This is a genomic window from Taibaiella chishuiensis, from assembly GCF_003014535.1.
Taxonomy (GTDB): Bacteria; Bacteroidota; Bacteroidia; order Chitinophagales; family Chitinophagaceae; genus Taibaiella; species Taibaiella chishuiensis.
Genome location: NZ_PYGD01000008.1, coordinates 245,267 through 263,184 on the forward strand (window position 1 = coordinate 245,267; position 17,918 = coordinate 263,184).

13 protein-coding genes are annotated in these 17,918 nt (G+C 52.3%); 9 read left to right on the forward strand and 4 right to left on the reverse strand.

What is annotated here, in order from left to right; genetic code table 11:
- Nucleotides 1-10: 10 nt before the first annotated feature.
- From B0I18_RS18985 to B0I18_RS19005, 5 genes are all read left to right on the forward strand, one after another.
- Entirely contained in the window at nt 11-217 is a 207-nt protein-coding gene (locus B0I18_RS18985) for a DUF350 domain-containing protein (protein ID WP_106524324.1), read from the forward strand.
- Nucleotides 210-1,754 (forward strand): polyamine aminopropyltransferase, encoded by a 1,545-nt coding sequence (locus B0I18_RS18990; protein WP_106524325.1) that lies wholly within the window; start codon nt 210-212, stop codon nt 1,752-1,754. The genes B0I18_RS18985 and B0I18_RS18990 overlap by 8 nt, the downstream gene beginning before the upstream one ends.
- Nucleotides 1,755-3,353: an FAD-dependent oxidoreductase gene (locus B0I18_RS18995; protein ID WP_106524326.1), complete on the forward strand. Its 1,599-nt coding sequence runs from the start codon at nt 1,755-1,757 to the stop codon at nt 3,351-3,353.
- Between the two features lie 15 nt (nt 3,354-3,368).
- Nucleotides 3,369-4,439: a hypothetical protein gene (locus B0I18_RS19000; protein ID WP_106524327.1), complete on the forward strand. Its 1,071-nt coding sequence runs from the start codon at nt 3,369-3,371 to the stop codon at nt 4,437-4,439.
- A 140-nt stretch (nt 4,440-4,579) separates the two neighbouring features.
- Nucleotides 4,580-5,152, forward strand: coding sequence for a YceI family protein (locus tag B0I18_RS19005; RefSeq protein ID WP_106524328.1), 573 nt, complete (start codon nt 4,580-4,582; stop codon nt 5,150-5,152).
- 651 nt (nt 5,153-5,803) lie between these two features.
- Here B0I18_RS19005 and B0I18_RS19010 read toward each other — a convergent pair.
- Nucleotides 5,804-6,760 carry a quinone oxidoreductase family protein gene (locus B0I18_RS19010; RefSeq protein ID WP_106524329.1) on the reverse strand — a complete coding sequence of 319 codons (957 nt, stop codon included), beginning with the start codon at nt 6,758-6,760 and terminating at the stop codon, nt 5,804-5,806.
- Between the two features lie 69 nt (nt 6,761-6,829).
- On the reverse strand, nt 6,830-7,372 hold the full coding sequence (locus B0I18_RS19015; protein ID WP_106524330.1) for a Crp/Fnr family transcriptional regulator: 543 nt from the start codon (nt 7,370-7,372) through the stop codon (nt 6,830-6,832).
- 263 nt (nt 7,373-7,635) lie between these two features.
- On the opposite strand from B0I18_RS19015, the gene B0I18_RS19020 reads away from it, so the two are divergent.
- Nucleotides 7,636-8,712, forward strand: coding sequence for a T9SS type A sorting domain-containing protein (locus B0I18_RS19020; RefSeq protein WP_106524331.1), 1,077 nt, complete (start codon nt 7,636-7,638; stop codon nt 8,710-8,712).
- Between the two features lie 94 nt (nt 8,713-8,806).
- Here the strand turns inward: B0I18_RS19020 and B0I18_RS19025 are convergent, their stop codons facing one another.
- Both B0I18_RS19025 and B0I18_RS19030 read right to left on the reverse strand, forming a co-directional pair.
- Entirely contained in the window at nt 8,807-11,014 is a 2,208-nt protein-coding gene (locus B0I18_RS19025) for a T9SS type B sorting domain-containing protein (protein ID WP_106524332.1), read from the reverse strand.
- A 28-nt stretch (nt 11,015-11,042) separates the two neighbouring features.
- The gene (locus B0I18_RS19030; RefSeq protein WP_106524333.1) at nt 11,043-13,175 is read right to left on the reverse strand and encodes a T9SS type A sorting domain-containing protein; all 2,133 of its coding nucleotides are present in this window, start codon (nt 13,173-13,175) and stop codon (nt 11,043-11,045) included.
- 180 nt (nt 13,176-13,355) lie between these two features.
- Between B0I18_RS19030 and B0I18_RS19035 the strand changes: the two genes are divergently transcribed.
- From B0I18_RS19035 to B0I18_RS19045, 3 genes are all read left to right on the forward strand, one after another.
- Nucleotides 13,356-15,305, forward strand: a complete 1,950-nt coding sequence (locus B0I18_RS19035) for a tetratricopeptide repeat-containing sensor histidine kinase (RefSeq protein ID WP_106524334.1) — start codon at nt 13,356-13,358, stop codon at nt 15,303-15,305.
- Nucleotides 15,306-15,328: 23 nt separating this feature from the next.
- The gene (locus tag B0I18_RS19040) at nt 15,329-15,979 is read left to right on the forward strand and encodes a response regulator (RefSeq protein WP_106524335.1); all 651 of its coding nucleotides are present in this window, start codon (nt 15,329-15,331) and stop codon (nt 15,977-15,979) included.
- A gap of 119 nt (nt 15,980-16,098) precedes the next feature.
- A partial coding sequence (locus tag B0I18_RS19045; protein ID WP_146146809.1) for a ligand-binding sensor domain-containing protein occupies nt 16,099-17,918 on the forward strand: 1,820 nt, incomplete at its 3' end.

Sequence of the window (17,918 nt, forward strand, 5' to 3'; positions counted from 1 at the left end):
AACCTCTTATATGCCTCAAAACATTATCAATTCGTTTCTCTTTTCCGGGATCGGCGTCCTGATCCTCTTCCTGGCTTTCGCCCTGATCGAGATCCTGACCCCGAAACACAACCTCCGCAAAGAGATCATGGAAAACAAGAATATCGCCGTAGCCCTGTTTGCCGGCTTTTTTATGATCGCCATTGCCATTATCATTGCCGCCGCCATACATGGATAAACAGCCTGTCCCTAAAAAAGAGCTTACCGCACAATGGATCCTGCTGGTAGCCGTATTCATTATTGCCACCTGCGGGCTGATCTACGAACTGGTAGCCGGCACCCTGGCCAGTTACCTGCTGGGCGACAGCGTTACGCAGTTCAGCATCATTATCGGGGTATACCTGTTTGCCATGGGTATAGGCTCTTACCTGTCCCGCTTTTTCAATACCGACCTGTTGGGCTGGTTTATAAAAATAGAGTTGCTTGTGGGCATGGTCGGCGGTTTCAGCGCGGCTATCCTTTTCCTGGTGTTCCCGCTGGCCATCAGCTTCCAGCCGATCCTGTATGCCCTGGTAGGGGTTACCGGCATCCTGGTCGGCATCGAGATCCCGCTGCTGCTCCGTATCCTTAAAGACAAGGTTGCCTTCAAAGACCTGGTCAGCAAAGTATTTACCTTCGACTATATCGGCGCCCTGCTGGCTTCGCTTATATTCCCCCTGCTGCTGGTGCCCTATATGGGCCTGATCCGCACCAGCCTGTTCTTCGGCATCCTGAATATCTGCGTAGGCCTGTACCTGACCCGCTATTTCTACGGCGAGATCCGAAATGTGCGGCAGATAAGATTTAGCGGCATACTGCTGCTGCTGGCACAGGTGCTGGCCTTTATCCTCTCGGAAAAGATCATGAGCTACTCCGAAACCCTGGCCTTTAACGATAAAGTGGTGTATTCGACCTCCACGCCTTACCAGCGTATCGTGATCACTAAAAGCAAAAGAGACCTGCGCCTGTACCTCAACAATAACCTGCAATTCAGTTCGGTCGACGAATACCGCTACCACGAAGCGCTCGTTCACCCGGCAATGACCGCGGCCGGCAACCCGCGGCATGTGCTGGTATTGGGCGGCGGCGACGGTCTTGCGGTACGCGAGATCTTAAAATATCCTTCCGTGGAATCGGTCCAGCTGGTCGACCTCGACCCGGCCATGACCCGGCTCTTCTCCAGCCAGCAGATCCTGCAGCAGATCAATAAATATTCATTAAAAAACAGCAAGGTGACCGTAAGCAATGCCGATGCCTTTACCTGGCTGAAAAAGCACCGGCAACAACGGTTCGATTGCGTGATCGTCGATTTTCCCGATCCCTCGGGTTTTGCGATCGGCAAGTTGTATACCACCGCCTTTTACCGCCTGCTGCAAACCGTATTGCAGCCCGGTGCTGCCGTAGTGATCCAGTGTACCTCGCCCTATGTAGCGCCCAGGAGCTTCTGGTCGATCAATACTACGCTGATGGCATGCGGCTTTCATACCGTGCCGTATCATAATTATGTGCCATCGTTTGGCGAATGGGGTTATATCATGGCACTCGACCAAGACCATTACCAGGTACCCGATACCTTTGCCATAACGGCCAGGTACATCAGCAAACCGGTGATGGAACAGATGCTCCAGTTCCCGGAAGATATGAAAGCCCATACCCCACTTGAAGTCAACAAATTGAATAACCAGGCCCTGGTTCATTATTTTGAAGAAGAATGGGGCAAATACCTGGAACAGTAAATGCAGCGGAGAGACTTTCTAAAAATTTCGGCGGGACTCGCCGGCATAACGCCCCTCTTGCAGGCCTGCAGGCAGGAACGCGTGATACCGGGTAGCATAATCGGGGCATCGGCAAAGACCGGGCACCTGTTGCGCGACCATGCCTTTAGCGAGCCCGAAAGCTGGGAGCCGCACCAGGTGGTTATCGTAGGCGGCGGCATTAGCGGGCTTGCCGCTGCAAGGCAACTGGGCAAAGCAGGCATAAACGATGTGGTACTGCTCGACCTCGAAGCCAAAACCGGGGGTAATGCGGCCTGCGGTGGCAACAACATTTCGGGATATCCCTGGGGAGCCCATTATATACCCATACCCAACAACAACCTTACGGAATACCTGGCCTTCCTGCAGGAAGCCGGTGTAATTACCGGCTACGATGCAGCCGGGCTGCCTGTTTACAACGAATACCATTTATGCAGCGATCCCGAGGAGCGCCTCTATATCAACGGCCAGTGGCAGGATGGCCTCGTGCCCCGCTTCGGGCTTAGCGACCCGGAACGGCTCCAGCTCAAAAACTTCTTCCGTTATATGGATGCCTTCAGACAACAGAAAGGCGCCGACGGGAAAGATGCTTTTGCCATACCGGTAGATGCCTCCAGCAAGGATGCAGCACTGACCGCCCTGGACCAGGTAACGATGAAAGCATGGATGGACGACCGGGAACTGACCTGCAGCTATATACGCTGGTATGTAGACTATTGCACCCGTGACGACTTTGGCACCGCTTACGATAAGATCAGCGCCTGGGCTGGTATTCATTACTTCGCCTCGCGTAAAGGCCGGGGTAGCAACGCCAGTTATCACGATGTGCTCACCTGGGAGCAGGGCAATGGCTTCCTGGCCGGCCAGTTGTTACAACAATGCCGCGCCGGCGTACGTACCGGGGCATTGGCCGTAGGAGTACGACCGGCTGAAAAGGAGATCCGTATTGCCTATTATGATGTACAGCAAAAGAAGCTGAAAGGCCTGGCTGCACAGCAATGTATCCTGGCCGTACCCCAGTTTGTAGCTGCCCGCCTGCTGAAGGATGAGTCGCGGCTGCAACAGGTGCACCAATACCTGCATTACACCCCCTGGCTGGTCGCCAACCTGACGGTGAAGCAACTGGAAGAACGCAGCGGCGCCCCCGAAAGCTGGGACAATGTGATCTATGGCAGCAATTCGCTGGGGTATGTGGATGCCACCCACCAGCAATTGCAACAACGGAAGGATAAAAGAAACCTGACCTATTACCTGCCGCTTACCCAAAGCGACCCCGACAGCGCCCGTAAAGCCGCTTATGCCACCGACCATGCCACCTGGACCAAAGCTATACTGGCCGACCTGAAACGCATACATCCCGATATTGCGACCAAAACGGAACGGGTAGACATCATGCTCTGGGGCCACGCTATGGCGCAGCCCCTGCCGGGTATCGCCCATGGCGACATACGTGCATCGCTGGGCCGCAGCCTTGCACCGGGTATCCACTTTGCCCATACCGACCTGGCGGGTATCAGCATATTTGAAGAGGCCTTTTACCAGGGCCTGCATGCCGCCGCAAAAGTAAAAGCACTACTCTAACGATAACAGCACCCTATGGCACAACGACAACCCTGGCTGGGCAAGCCTGTTACCGATATCCTGTTTATCCTGCTGCCGCCCTTTTTCAGCCTGCTGGTCATCGCCCTGTTCCCTGACCTGTTCCGCAACAACGACCAGATGCCCGATACCTGGTGGGTGGTACTGGTATTGCTGATCGACGTGGCCCATGTATACAGCACTTTATACCGCACCTACCTGGACCCTGCAGCCCGCAGGCAATTGGGCCGTCCATTGCTGCTGATCCCCATACTCAGCTTTACCGCGGGGGTATTGCTTTACGCCGCCGATGCGCTATGGTTCTGGCGTATACTCGCCTACCTGGCCGTATTTCATTTCGTACGCCAGCAATATGGCTTTATGCGCCTGTACAGCAGGCAGGAACAGCAAAATCCGCTCGCTGTCTTTATCGATAAGTTCACCATTTATTATGCCACCCTGTACCCGCTGCTCTACTGGCACCTGGCGGGTCCCCGTAACTTTTCCTGGTTTGTAAAAGGTGATTTCATCCAGTTTCCGGCTGAAGGTTTACGCACCTGCGCTACCGTCCTGTACCTGCTCATGCTTGCCGTGTATATCGTAAAAGAGGTATACACATCCCTGCAACAGCGCTGGTTCAACCTGCCCAAAGCGGGTATCATTACCGGCACCCTGCTCTCCTGGTACTTCGGCATCGTTTATTTTAACGGCGACCTGGCATTTACCCTGCTGAACGTGGTAAGCCATGGTATACCCTATATGGCGCTGATCTGGATCTATGGTAAAAAGCAGGTGGGTGGCGGCAAGACACGCGGCCCGCTGCGCCTGTTTTTCGGTTCGTACGGCATCCTGCTCTTCCTGGGCCTTATCTTCCTGCTGGCCTATATCGAAGAAGGCCTATGGGACTGGACCCTTTGGAAGGAGCACCAGGATATTTTCAGCATCTTTCACCAGGTCAGCATTATGCCCGGCGACACGCTGCTTTGTTTTATCGTGCCCCTGCTTACGCTGCCGCAGGTTACCCACTATATTATAGACGGGTATATCTGGAAAAAGAAAAAACAAGCGCCCCTGCATCCCGTATTATAAGTACGTGGTTGCTAATGCATGGCAGTGCATTACCGTTAAATCTTACCATACATCAATAAAAAGTGGAAACAGGACCTGTACCTTTGTGTCCACAAGGCAACAGCATGCCTTTCTTTCATTCCTCACAAAAACTGAACTGTATGAAAAAATTACTTTTATTGCTGGTAGCCTTTACCGCCGGCATCGCAAGCTTTGCACAAACGACCTGGAAAGTAGACCCCATGCACTCGTTCGTGAACTTCTCGGTAAAACATATGGGCATCTCTTTCGTAGATGGCTCGTTTAAAAAATTCGATGGCACCGTAGCTGCTTCCAAAGCAGACCTGAGCGATGCTAAAATCAACTTTACCGTTGACGTGAACAGCATCAATACCGGCGTGGAGATGCGCGACGGCCACCTGAAAACCGACGATTTCTTTAACGCTGCCAGCTTCCCTGAAATGAAGTTCGAAAGCACCGCGTTTAAAAAACTGTCGGGCAACAAATACGAACTGTCCGGCAAACTTACCATCCGCGACGTGACCAAGGCCGTAAAATTCGACGTGGTATACGGCGGCACTGCCAAAGACCAGCAAGGCAATACCAAAGCGGGTTTCCAGGCTACGACCACCATCAACCGTTTAGACTATAATATCAAGTACGACCCGACCGGCGCCGGTATCGCAAAAGATATCGCGATCCGCCTGAACCTCGAGTTTGCTGAAGCGAAATAAGACGTTGCTCATTTGTGTTTATTTTGTAGTTAGAAAAGCAAAACGGCAGTTGATACTGCCGTTTTTTTTATGCCTGTAATTTTACGACCGGGGGGCTTAGGTGGGTCAAGCAGAATTTCTGGGGGATAAAAGTCTTGTTCTTAAAACGAATCATCATTTTGCCAGACCCTTAGCTATTTGTAGTGCCTCGCTACGAATTTACCTGGCCCGGCACCTACAACTATTTGCAGCAGTAGAATACGAGTTTTTCTCGCAGCGATACGGCGACGCAGCGAACAGGTATATATTGGTCGTAACATCTGGTCACCAACCGCGTAGAAATGCTTTGCCCAACGCCCATTACATGCACTGCCGGAACGTCAAGCCAGGAAACAACCAAACATACCGACCTTTAGAAAAAGGGCGTTAATAAAATGCTGCAGGACGCCGTATAGAAAGAAATACAGCTCCCACAGTTTGGCCCTGTATTTTAGTTCGTTCGTCATTCCTTCGTCCAATTTTTACTACTGCCCGGAATATTTCTTTTAGGCGTACAAGGCATTTTTAGCACTTTTTCTACAGTCTTGATTTTTGCTTCTTTGTATTAAGACAAAGAAGAATAAAAAATCAGGGTAAGTACACCGGAGTCCCCAACTTTTCCGCTTGAGCCGCTCAGGTTAAAAATACCCACCTGCTTCCGGCTGCTGCTTCCTGTTCCCATACCCGGCTTACGTCTTGCAGGCTGGCCGTTTCGATATCAAACCGCAATTGGCCGTCGGCCGCCAGCCGGTAGAGACCCGGCAGCTCTTTGTGAAAATAGGTATAGATCTCGGCCTTACTGATGCTGCCAAAACCGGATCCCAGCAATTCGATCTTTTTACTCCGTAATATACCCGAAGGCAGGTTGATCGAAGCGCCGGCCATTTCGCCCACGGTCACGATCTTCACCGTTTTTTGCACGGCTTGTTTCAGTACCTGTAAGAGCAATTCCATAGGACGTCCCCAGAGGTAGTCGATCACAATATCGACAGGATTGGCCGCCTGAAGGGCCGATAGTTCGGCCATAAGGGCTTCGTCGCTTTGCTGCAGGCATACCACCTCGTCGGCCCCAAGCGCTTTAAGCGCCTCCAGTTTAACCGGGTCGCGACCGGTTGCGATTACCCGGGCAGCGCCCCGCAGTTTAGCCGCCTGTACCGCCATTTTACCCGACACACCGGTAGCGCCGTTGACCCATACGGTATGCCCGGCCTGTATACCGCCACGGCAAAGCAGGGCGGCATCGGAGCCCAGTAAGGCATTGGGCAGGGCAGCTGCCATTTCGAAGCTTATCTCATCCGGCAGGGGGATACAGGCTTCTTTTCTTACCAGCGCTTTCCCCGCCATCATACCTGTTTCGCCGATGGCGTATACCCGGGTACCGTCTTCCAATACGCCGGCGCCATCTACGCCCACCGCGGCAGGCAGGGTTTCGAATTTGGTGTAGTGCTTGCCACTTACCCGCGACTTGTCGAGCTGTTTCAGAGCAGCCGCCTTTACGGTAATGATCAATTCATCCGCACCCGGTACCGGGTCGGGAAATGTTTCATACGCCGGGATGGTACCCATGGCATGAATAACTGCAGCCTTCATAGGTTTTTGTTTTATACTGCAAAATTAGCAGCGCCGTTTTCCCTCAACGATAACAATTGTAAAGAAATGCTAGCGACGGTTGCGGATGCGGCTCAGCGACACAGGAGTGATGCCCAGGTAAGAAGCGATATAGTGCTGCGGGATACGTTGAAGCATTTCGGGATGTTGTTCCAGCAGGTCGTGGTAACGCTCCTCGGGACTGTCTTTGATCCGGGAGATAAAAAGGTGTTGGTACGACAGGAGGCGGTTAAAGATATGATGTTCGATCTCTGCCCTGATGGTATCGGATTGCGTAATGATCCATTCATAGTCTTTTTTGTCGAGCACATACAACAGGCAGGGTTCGATGGTTTCGATGCCAAAAAGACTGGGCTTACCAGTACGGAAGCTCTCTATAGACGCTACACCCTGGCCTTCGAAAAAGAATTGGGTGGTTATATCGCGGCCCTTGTTGTTGAAGCAAACCCGCAGGCAACCCCGCAATACGAAAAAAGCGCGTTTAGCGATATCGCCTTCCTGCAGCAGTACCGTGCGGGCAGGCACCTCCAGCCTTTTGAAAAGGTGAATATATTTATGCCATTCATGCGAAGGGAAAACCGGGCCTGTATACATGATCGGGAGTATTGTAACCCGAAGATACAAAGATTACGGCCATGCTGTATACCCACAAGGGGATCGCTTACAGGCAGGAGCAATAATCATGATAAGCAGCCTGCTTTATTTATTTTAAGATCACCGGCGTTTTGCAGGACTATTAAATGCTAATTAATGTTAATTAGTGTTTTCGTTTAATGTAATACAACAAGAACAAATATAGCTTTACGTTATGTCAGGGCCACCTGGATGCCTGTCTTTTACTTACCAAACATATTTACATGAAAAAATCTACACTTATTGCAGCGCTATTCGTCTGTACCGGTATTGCCCAGGCACAGACACCTGAGAAAAAGTCTGTGGCACTGGTAACCAAACAAACAAGCCTGGGTTGCTTTTATTGCGGCGACTGGGGCTGGACCGTAGGTCATGATGTATATGAAGACCTGAAAACTTCGGGCAAGGGTGTTTATATCGCAGTATATGATCTTGACCAGGGCGCCTTTGGCGCTACCGATAACTTTTCCAATCCTACCGGTAGCGCGATCGAGGGCAGCGCACTGTTCAGCAACAAAGAGGGTAATCCCACCTTTAAAGTGAATGGTAAAGGCAGCGGTACGGGTCCCTACCCCAACAGCTACGATGACCGCAATTCTATCGTCAGTGCAGCAGGACAGTTTGCGACCAGCGACGCAGCGGCCAGCAGTGCGGTAAACTACAGCATATCCGGCACTAAAGTAACCGCCACCGCAAAATCCAAATTCTGGACGGCATCCAACGGTGAATATTACATGGCTTGTTATGTGCTCGAAGACAGTATTCCCAATGTACAGAACGGCCAGACCGGGAAGGTGGTCCACAATGCCGTTCTACGCGCTTCGATGACCAGCAGCTCGGCCTGGGGCGAGCAGATTGCCAACGGCGCTGTGGCCGCCAATACAGAGGCTACCAAAAGCTATTCGGTGGACATAGACGCCAAATGGCAAAAAACCAAACTGCGTGTCGTAAGCGTGATCTGGAAAAAAACAGCAGCTAATAAGTACGAGGTAGTGAATGTAGCCAGCGGAAAACCAGGAACCACCGGCATCAAAGACCTTACCGAAGTGAGCGACCTGAGCATAACGCCCAACCCGGCAAAAGGTACGGTATGGATCTCCTGCTATGCTAAAAAAGCCACCGCGCTGGACATCCGTATTACCGATAACCTGGGCCGTATGCTGTACAGCAGCAGCGTAAAAGCAACAGAGGGCGCCAACCAGTACCAGTTGAACACTACAGGGCTGGCAAGCGGCGTTTACAACCTGACCCTCTCTTCAGGTACCGGGATGATCAGCAAACGCCTGTCCGTACTCCCTTAATGCAACACCATTTGTTACCCATAACAAAGCGGCATGTCTGACGACATGCCGCTTTTGCTTTTATATAACACAGGGTAATGACAACCGGTACAACTTACCGGACCAGCACCAGGTCGCCTTTGCGGGTATGCTGCCGCTTTTGCGTGCCACCGAGAAATTGTACCTCGTACATATAAGTACCCACCTCTGCCGTCTGCCCCTCGATGGTACCATCCCAACCCTGCTCTGCTTTAGCGCTATAGAATACACGTTGTCCCCAGCGGTTATAGATACTGAGTTTATAGGACTGCACGGGACACTCAGTCGATACCACGGGCCGGAACATGTCGTTAAGCCCGTCGCCATTGGGCGAAAAGGCATTGGGCATTTCGAAATGACAATAACACAAAGGATCGAAACTGACCCGCATCGTATCCGAAGCCGTACAGACCGACTCTGATACCCTTACCCAATAAGTACCCGTATCGGTAACCCTGATGCCGGCTTGGGTACTGCCCGTGCTCCAGAGAATAGCGGCGCCGGGCGTTACTTTGGCGTTGAGGGACACCGCTACCGGCATGTCGTAACACAATTGTATATCTGCGCCCAGGTCCTGGTCCAGCGCTAAAAAACGCAGTTGTACCGAGTCGGTCAACGTACAGCCGTTGCGCGTTACCTCGAGAACGTACAAACCATCTTTCCTGGCCGTGTAATTGCTGGTGCTTACCCCGTCCTGCCAGCGGTAAGATGCGCCGGGCACGACAGCGCCCAGCGTATAGGGCGGCGTATGGCAGAGGGTGGTATCGGGGCCCAGGCTGAAGTCGAAACCGGCACGCGCTACAACAAAAGAGTCGATATGATATACACAGGGACCATAGGTATAATACCGCACTACATAAGCGCCCGGATGTGTAGCCCATACCGATGCTTTATCGCCGCCCTGCTGCCAGGCATAACTGTACCCGGCGGTATCGGTGGCTGCCAGCCGGACGCTGTCTTTAAGACAAAGGGTATATTTCCGGGCAACCGTATCGGCAACACGCAAAATGCCGATCTCGTTGGGAAAGTAACTTAGCGAATTGATATAAGGAGCAGGCGACATATTGAGTACCGGTGTAAGCGATACATTACAGCCGGCGCCGGCTACATTGGGCTGTTGGATCACGCCCAGTTGGTTGTCGTTTCCGGTTACCGTCGGGTATATGGTTCCATTGTCCAGTGTCTTTTCGTAGTGAAAATAAATTTTGCCATCAGGGCCGGTTTTCAGACCACTCTGTAAAGTAACGCTGCTGCGCACCAGGCCCGTTACCGCGGTACCGTTATAAGTCTGCCCCAGCAGCAGCCCCATAAGCGGGCTCAAGGTAAGATCAATTTGCGCCAGGTAACCGGAAAGACCGCAGAGGTACAACTTTGAATCATCGGGTGAGAAGGCTGCCCCCTGCCACATATCTACCGGCCCCGCCGGGTAAGACGGCGGCGTAGGGCCGGTAGTACCCACCGGTAGCGTTACGGTATTGGATACAATGCCTGTAGCGGGGTCGAAATCGGACAGCTGTGCCGAGACACCGATATTGGTCAGCACCAGCCGGGTCCGGTTATGCGAAACGGTAAGCGTGCCTGCCAGTTCCACATCGGTGGTTGTGCCGCCCGTTGCGGAAACAACCGGTGCACTTACACCATCGGCAGTGATGTTATAAGACTTATAGGCATTGCCCAGGCCCTGATGCGTTACGAGCCATATATTACAATCGTTGCCGGCAACCAGCGTCAGTTTCTGTACATTGCTGTCTACAAATGTTCCTTTCTCGATTACTGCGCCCAGACCGTTGTTCTCCGACATATCCACGATGCTGTAATAGAGGTCTGAGGGGTAATACAGGGTACTGCCGATATTCGGATCGATCGGCTCTCTTCTTTCGGAGAAGATATAGTACTTACCCGGATCACCGGGTTTCATGGCGATGGCCGTAGCATCGGCGATCCAGCCGTTACCCGGGTCGGGCAGCTTGACCGGCAAGCCGGGACCCACGGTAAGGTTTACACCGCCCACCATCAGGTTGTGCTGCCGGTTCCATACATAGTTGCCATCGGTATAAAAAAGCAGGTTGCCGTTATGGTCGCAGATGCTGGCACTATTGCCCCGCATATCGGCCATATTCTGCGCCTGCTGTGGGTTACCGGCTGCAAAACTAAGCCCGCCCTTGGTACCGAACGTCCATACCCGGTCGTACTGTGCCTGTACGGTTGCTGCCGGTAATACCAGGGCGATAAGGAAGACTATACGGCGAAACCATTGCGCCGCAAAGGATAAAACATCCATCATAAAAAAACTTTTAAAGAGATAAACGGGATCAGGGCAATACCTGCAGACGATAACGTAAAACGGCCCCGGGTGTACGGACCACTACGATATAACTGCCGGCCGCAATGCCCTGCAGGCTTAAGCGGTAGCGGGTGGCAGACAAGCGCGTGCAGGCTGCCTGCCCCGTGCTGCGGCCACTGCCCAGTTCGAAAAGCTGTACCTGTGCCACGCTGCCATACTGATCGGGCACCTGGAGGTACACCTGGTTGGTGGCCGGGTTAGGATACAATAACAGGTCCTGTGTTACTGCACCGGTAATACCGGTGGGCTGTACCGCGTAACACATCGAGGTATCTGCACAATCGCCAAGGCTTACCGCTACGGCGTAGTAGCCTGCCACAGCCGGCTGGAATACCGCGCTGGTAGCCCCATTCACAGCCGCCATGGCATTACAGTCGAACCATTGATAGGTAGCGCCCGCAGTGGGTGTGACCTGCAGGCTATTGCCCGTACGGCTTACTGTAATAGCAGGCGCCTGCTGGCTAAGTATTGTGGCTACCGTACTGTCGCAGCCGGTAACAGCGGCCAGTACGCTATAATACGTACCGGGCGTATAGACTACCATACCGCCAGGCAAAGTATAACTGTTGTTGTGGCAAAAAGATGCATTAACCCAGGAGGTATCGGCGCTACAGCTTGCCAGGCTGAGTATCCAGTAGTCGTTGCCCCCGCGGCAGCTGTCCGTTTTGGTACCGGAAATGCGGGAGTCGGATATACCGGCTACGATATATCCCTGGTCGGTAGGCAACAGGTCGGCGGGCATCTCCAGCAGCTCCAGGCTGCTGCTGGTACCACCCAGTGTTTTTTGCCAGATGATCTGGCCTGCAGGATCGAGCTTCAGCAACCAGAAATCGGTAGTACCGCCATAACCGTTACCTGCCTTTTCGCCGGAGGAACCGGAGGCCGAAGCGCCGCTCAACAGGTAATTGCCACCGGGTATCTGCCTGATACCGGATAAAAGATCGGCGCCGTTCCCGCCAATCGTCTTTTGCCATTGGATGGCGCCCGTGCTGCTGAGTTTTAATATCCAGTAGTCGAAGGTGCCCCGGCAGGTATCGGTCTTTTCGCCCGATATGCCGGAGTTGGAGTAGCCGCCCAGTATATAACCGCCATCGGTAGTAAGATCCATACTTACCAGGCGGTCTTCGCCCGCGCCGCCTATCGTCTTTTGCCATTGAATAGCACCGGTACTACTGAGCTTCAGTATCCAGTAATCGGCCCTGCCCCTTACTGTATCGGTTTTATCACCGCCGGATATATTGGTACCGGCTATAGCCAGGAAAGTGGCTTCGGAAGTGCCGCCAACCAGGTAACCGCCATCGGGCGTAGGCCGTATACAACTGAGCCGGTCGTGGTCTTCGCCGCCAAAGGTCTTTTGCCATTGCATATTACCCGAAGCATCGATCTTGAATATCCAGTAGTCTGCGAAAATAAAATAAAGCATACCCCAGGATGGATTATTCTCCGTCCGGTTAATTTCCGTTTTATCGCCGCTGATACCCGAACTGGAGGAGGTGCCTACAATAAAACCGCCATCGGGTGTAGGCGCCACCCGGGTAATATGAAACATGGCAGTGATGCTGTCGTCGGTCATGGTTGCCGCTCCCCGGCCTTCGGTATATAAACCGCCATAGGTCTTCTGCCATAATATATTGCCCGCGGTATCGAGCCGGATAAGCCATACATCGCCGCCGGAAAAAGCGGCAAAGGCCGGATCGTCGCGGCTGGTATCGGTTTTATTCCCGCTTATACCCGAGTTGGAAGTTCCGGAAACGAGGTAGCCGCCATCGGCACACACAATGATATCGCTTGCCACATCTTCTTCGGTGCCGCCGAAGGTCTTTTGCCAGCTGATCGCACCGGCGCTGTCGAGCTTTATGATCCAGTAGTCGCCGCCACCGGGCCCTGCAAGTGTTTTTTCGCCGGATACCGGCGAGTTGGAATAGCCACCCAGGATATAACCCTTATCCGGTGTAGCGGTCATTGCAAAAAGGATATCGCCCCCCGATCCGCCCAGGGTACGTTGCCAGCGGATAGCCGGCGGCGCTTCCTGGGCCCGCGTTGTCGTCACTGCATTCAAGCAAAACAAAAGGATGCACAGCAGCAGGTAGTTCTTTTTCATAGGCATTGATCCGTTCAAAAGGGATGTACACAAATTTAACCGGACCAAGGGGGAAAAGCAATGGTTTAATCCCGTGTTTATCAATAAATGAGGGTAAACCCCTATTGGCTTCTTATGTAAAAAAACTAACTTGCATTACCTGAAAGACCGACCCTGTCCCGTACCTGAAACCTGGATATTATGCGCTGCCGCCCGATACTATTACTCCTTCTCCTGCTTTTGCCCTGGCCGGCGCATGCCCAGTCCTCGTTTATAGAATCGTTTATAGAACGCCAGGTACAGCCTCCGGTAAGCAAAGCAGCACTGGATAAAATGGAAGCCGAGCTGCGCCTGATCGAACGTCTTTATACCAGTAATCCCGACAGCGCGCTGGCACTATGCCGTATCGTGTACGAAGACAGCAAACGCATGCAGTTCCCCGATGGCATGGCTACGGCCCTGCTCTGGACAGGTGGTGTGTATATGATGGCCAGGAGCGAACCCAAGCAGGCACTGCGGTACTATCGCAATGCAGCGCCCTATTGCGCACGTGCTATAAACGTAAGATCAACCTTATTGCTGTTGCTGCATACCGATATGGCGGCTGCCTTTTCGGTACAGGGCCAGTACGACAGCGCATTGGTTTATTATTACAAGGCGTTAACTACAGTCTTACAATACAATATAAAAGATGCCCGGGAACTGGCTATACTGAACAGTAACCTGGCCGCGATACATTATGTGCTCGGGCAATATGAAGAAGCCGTACCCTATATCCGTACCACGATCCGCATCAGCGATTCGGCAGGACTGCCCCAGCCCTTGTTCGATGCATTGAACAGCCGGGCAAGTATAAGCATTACCAAAGGCAACCTCGACAGCGCAGCCCGCGACATTGCCAGGATGGAGGCCATGCCCCTTACAGGCGCCAGGAAAGAAAGGGATATTGCCTACCTGAAAGGCATGATTTGTCTGAAACAAAAAGACACCCGGGCCGCGATCCCCCTGTTCCGTCATGCCCTGGAACAAAGCGGGGCCAATGCCAGGGATAAATCCAACAATATGTCGGGGCTCGGCCTGGCCTACTTCCTGGAAGGTGCTTATACCACATCGGCCCGGTATATAACCGAAGCGATCCAACTGTCGGAAGAGGCCGGGATATCAGGACGTGCGCTGCTGGACAACTATGAAAACCTTGCCGAGATTTATGACTCGGCCCGCGATTATAAAAATGCATACCGCTACCGGTCGATGGCTGCCAAACTGAACGACAGTATGTACAAGATGGAGAATACAAAAAACCTGAATGTACTGCAAACACGCTACCTTACTGCCGAGAAAAATAAAGTACTGGCGGAAAAGCAGCTCCAGCTGGCCATTGCAGAAGCGGGCCTTCGCAAAAAGAATATCTGGATCATGTGGATAACGGGAGGCACCCTGATCCTGCTGGTACTGGCGGCCTGGCTTTCGCAGAAACAAAGGCTGCAATTGCAGAAAGCCAAAACAGCCCGGCAACAGCAACAGGTACAACAACTCAAAGCAGTAATCGAAGGCGAAGAGAAAGAGCGTAGCCGTATAGGCCGCCAACTGCACGACGACATCATGGTGCAGCTGTCTATCGTAAAAATGGGCATGGAAGCCTTACCCATGGCGCATCCCAGCATACGCGACGCCGAAGGATACCGGAGCATCGTAGACCAACTGAACCATACGAGCCGGCAACTGCGGCAAACCGCCCATAACCTGATGCCCGATACCCTGCTGGAAGAAGGACTGGTATCGGCCGTACTTTACTTTTGCCGCAATGCCGAAAAGCTGACCGGTATCCGGTTCCGCTTCCAGCACTATGGTGATATACCGCCCCTGGCCTCCGATATCGAGGTCAGCATTTACCGAGTAATCCAGGAACTGGTACAAAACATTATTAAACATGCCGATGCCCAAAACGCATTGGTACAGCTCAGCTATCGCAAAGGCATACTGAGTATTACCGTAGAAGACGATGGCACCGGCATGCCGGCCGAAGCCCCCGGACCGGATAAAATGGGACTTAAAAGTATACGAACAAGAATAAAAGCCCTGGAAGGCAATATGGACATACATGCCTGTACGCCACACGGCACATCGGTAACTATAGAACTGAACCTCTGAACCACAGCGTAAACCCAAGTACAATGGACAATATTTATATCGCTATAGCCGACGATCACCCCATGGTTATCAGCGGGGTGACCACCCTGTTGCAGGCCTTTCCCCGTATCGTGGTGCAACATGCTTACAACAGCGCTGCGCAACTGATGGAGGGTTTCAAATTTCATCAACCCGATGTATTACTGCTCGATATCCTGCTGCCCGACCGCTCCGGCAAAGACCTGGTTCCCCAGATCCGGAAAGATTATCCGCAGGTGCGCATCCTGGCGCTTACCAGTCTCGATGCACCGGCGATGGTAAGTTCGATGCTGCGCCGCGGCTGTTTGGGATACCTGCTTAAAGGCGCCGGGCCGGCCACACTGGCCGAAGCTATAGAAACCGTGTACCGGGGCGATAGCTATATCGAACCGGGCTTAAAGGAACAACTGTTGCAGCATGTAATCGGCTTTCGCCAGCAAAACAGCGAACAGGCTGTATTACCGGGGCTTACGCAAAGAGAGAAAGAGGTATTGCAACTGATCGCCGAAGAATATACCACCAAAGAAATTGCAGAAAAACTGTTTATCAGTTACCGTACAGCTGAAAACCACCGCTGCAGCCTGATCCAGAAACTGGATGTAAAAAATACCGTGGGACTGCTTAAAGTGGCGATCCAGCTCGGGCTCGTCAAATAGCGTTTACCCGCGGCAAAACAAGCAAAATAAAATAAATTTCCTCAGTTATAAAGTTAGCAGCGAAACGGCCTTATAAGTAAGAAAATAATTTTATTTTCGGGCAAACAGGCCCGCCGTTCATGCGATCTTTATTCCTATTACTGTGTATCCTGCTCCCGGTGAGCTTCAGGGTTCATGCGCAGGCATACAGCTATAGCCACTATGATACCGGTAACGGGCTGCCGGGATCGACCGTTTATTGTATAGCGCAAACTAAAGACGGCTTTATCTGGTTCGGTACCGAAGCGGGCCTCTGCCGTTTCGATGGCGTCAATTTTAAGACCTTCACCATGGAGGATGGTTTACCGGCCAACGATATCCTGACCCTGCATATCGATAGCCGGGGCAGGATATGGATCAAACCTTTCAAAACTGCCATCTGTTATTACGAAAACGGCAAGATCCATAACCAGCAAAACGATACGGTATTAAAAAAGATAGTCCTGCGTGACCTGCTCAACTGTATCGCAGAAAACGACCGGGGCGATATCATTATCCAGGAGCAGCAATACACCCACGTTATCTCACCGGACAACCGGGTAAGCACCCTCCCGGCCGGCTCCGACTTCCTGGGGCAGCGCGACCGGTTGCCTTTATATAATATTGTCTCTGACAATAATTTAATTACTTGCGACCTGGTCCGTTTTCCGCCTGCAGTAGCGCGACGCGTCGGCAAAAAGTGGTATTACAGTACCACAAGGCGGATCAATGGCAAACAATATTACGTTTTTAATGATGGCTACCGTATCCGGGTCCTGGCCCCCGATGGACAGGAAGCCTGGACGCTTCCCTTACCCCACCCGTTAAGCTATACCGTGTTCATCGACAGTACACAGGTCTTTATCTACCGTCATGGAAAAGGCATAGACCTGTTACAAGCCGATCATTTTACAAACCCGGTCCGGTATTTTCCCGATTATTACATCGACCATGTGCTACTGGACCTGGAACAAAATCTATGGTTTGCCACCAAAGGCGCCGGCGTATTCAAGATCAGCCCCAACCGCTTCCGCAACCTCTTTGCCGCTAATGAAAAAGGCACTACCTATATCCGGCATATCCACAAATTAGGATCCGATATCTATATCGCCGGGCTCAACAACCTGTACTGGAAAACCCAACCGGTGCATGAACGTTTCTTTCATAACGATGCCGTCACCAACGCGCAATCGTTCCGGGTGGACCATTCCTTTCTTGGCCGTATACCCGACCGTACCTTAATTCACAACAGCAGCTCCAATTTCCTCAACCTGAAAAGATTTGGCAACGACAGCATCTCCTATTGCAAAACCATACAGGTATTCGGCGATACGCTGCTGGTCGCAAGTCACTACGGTATCTTCCTGTTTAACTGGAAAAATAACCATATCGATGATGTCCTTTTCCCGGGCAGGACCAGTGCGGGTTACAAACTGCGCAACGATTATTATATCGGTACACTCAACGGCTTGTACCTGCGTACTGCCGATGGTAGAACACGCTTCCTCGGTGAACAATTTCCGGTATTCAGGAGCCAGATAGCCACCTTTGCCGAAAGTGCCGACGGTACCCTCTGGGTGGGCACCAATGGCAGCGGTATAATAGGTTATCGCAATAATAAGATCTGCGCCGTTTTTAATACCGGCAACGGCCTGGCCAGTGCCGCCTGCCGTTGCCTCTACGCCGATGGCAATACCCTCTGGGCCGGCACCGAAAAAGGCCTCTGTAAAATAGATATCACACCCGGCAATTACCGTGTCGCCAACACCATTACTGCCAACGACGGCCTTAACTCCAGTATCATTAACGCGGTGTACAGCGATAGCTGCTTCGTATACGTGGGTACGCCGCTCGGTCTTACCATGTTCGACGAACGTAATGTCCGTAAACGCGGTATCTCCTATATCAATATGACGGCCGT

Bases quoted from the DNA above. Each gene is read 5' to 3' on its own strand.
- B0I18_RS18985 (WP_106524324.1), top strand. From the start codon at position 11: ATGCCTCAAAACATTATCAATTCGTTTCTCTTTTCCGGGATCGGCGTC.
- B0I18_RS18990 (WP_106524325.1), top strand. From the start codon at position 210: ATGGATAAACAGCCTGTCCCTAAAAAAGAGCTTACCGCACAATGGATC.
- B0I18_RS18995 (WP_106524326.1), top strand. From the start codon at position 1,755: ATGCAGCGGAGAGACTTTCTAAAAATTTCGGCGGGACTCGCCGGCATA.
- B0I18_RS19000 (WP_106524327.1), top strand. From the start codon at position 3,369: ATGGCACAACGACAACCCTGGCTGGGCAAGCCTGTTACCGATATCCTG.
- B0I18_RS19005 (WP_106524328.1), top strand. From the start codon at position 4,580: ATGAAAAAATTACTTTTATTGCTGGTAGCCTTTACCGCCGGCATCGCA.
- B0I18_RS19010 (WP_106524329.1), bottom strand. From the start codon at position 6,760: ATGAAGGCTGCAGTTATTCATGCCATGGGTACCATCCCGGCGTATGAA.
- B0I18_RS19015 (WP_106524330.1), bottom strand. From the start codon at position 7,372: ATGTATACAGGCCCGGTTTTCCCTTCGCATGAATGGCATAAATATATT.
- B0I18_RS19020 (WP_106524331.1), top strand. From the start codon at position 7,636: ATGAAAAAATCTACACTTATTGCAGCGCTATTCGTCTGTACCGGTATT.
- B0I18_RS19025 (WP_106524332.1), bottom strand. From the start codon at position 11,014: ATGATGGATGTTTTATCCTTTGCGGCGCAATGGTTTCGCCGTATAGTC.
- B0I18_RS19030 (WP_106524333.1), bottom strand. From the start codon at position 13,175: ATGAAAAAGAACTACCTGCTGCTGTGCATCCTTTTGTTTTGCTTGAAT.
- B0I18_RS19035 (WP_106524334.1), top strand. From the start codon at position 13,356: ATGCGCTGCCGCCCGATACTATTACTCCTTCTCCTGCTTTTGCCCTGG.
- B0I18_RS19040 (WP_106524335.1), top strand. From the start codon at position 15,329: ATGGACAATATTTATATCGCTATAGCCGACGATCACCCCATGGTTATC.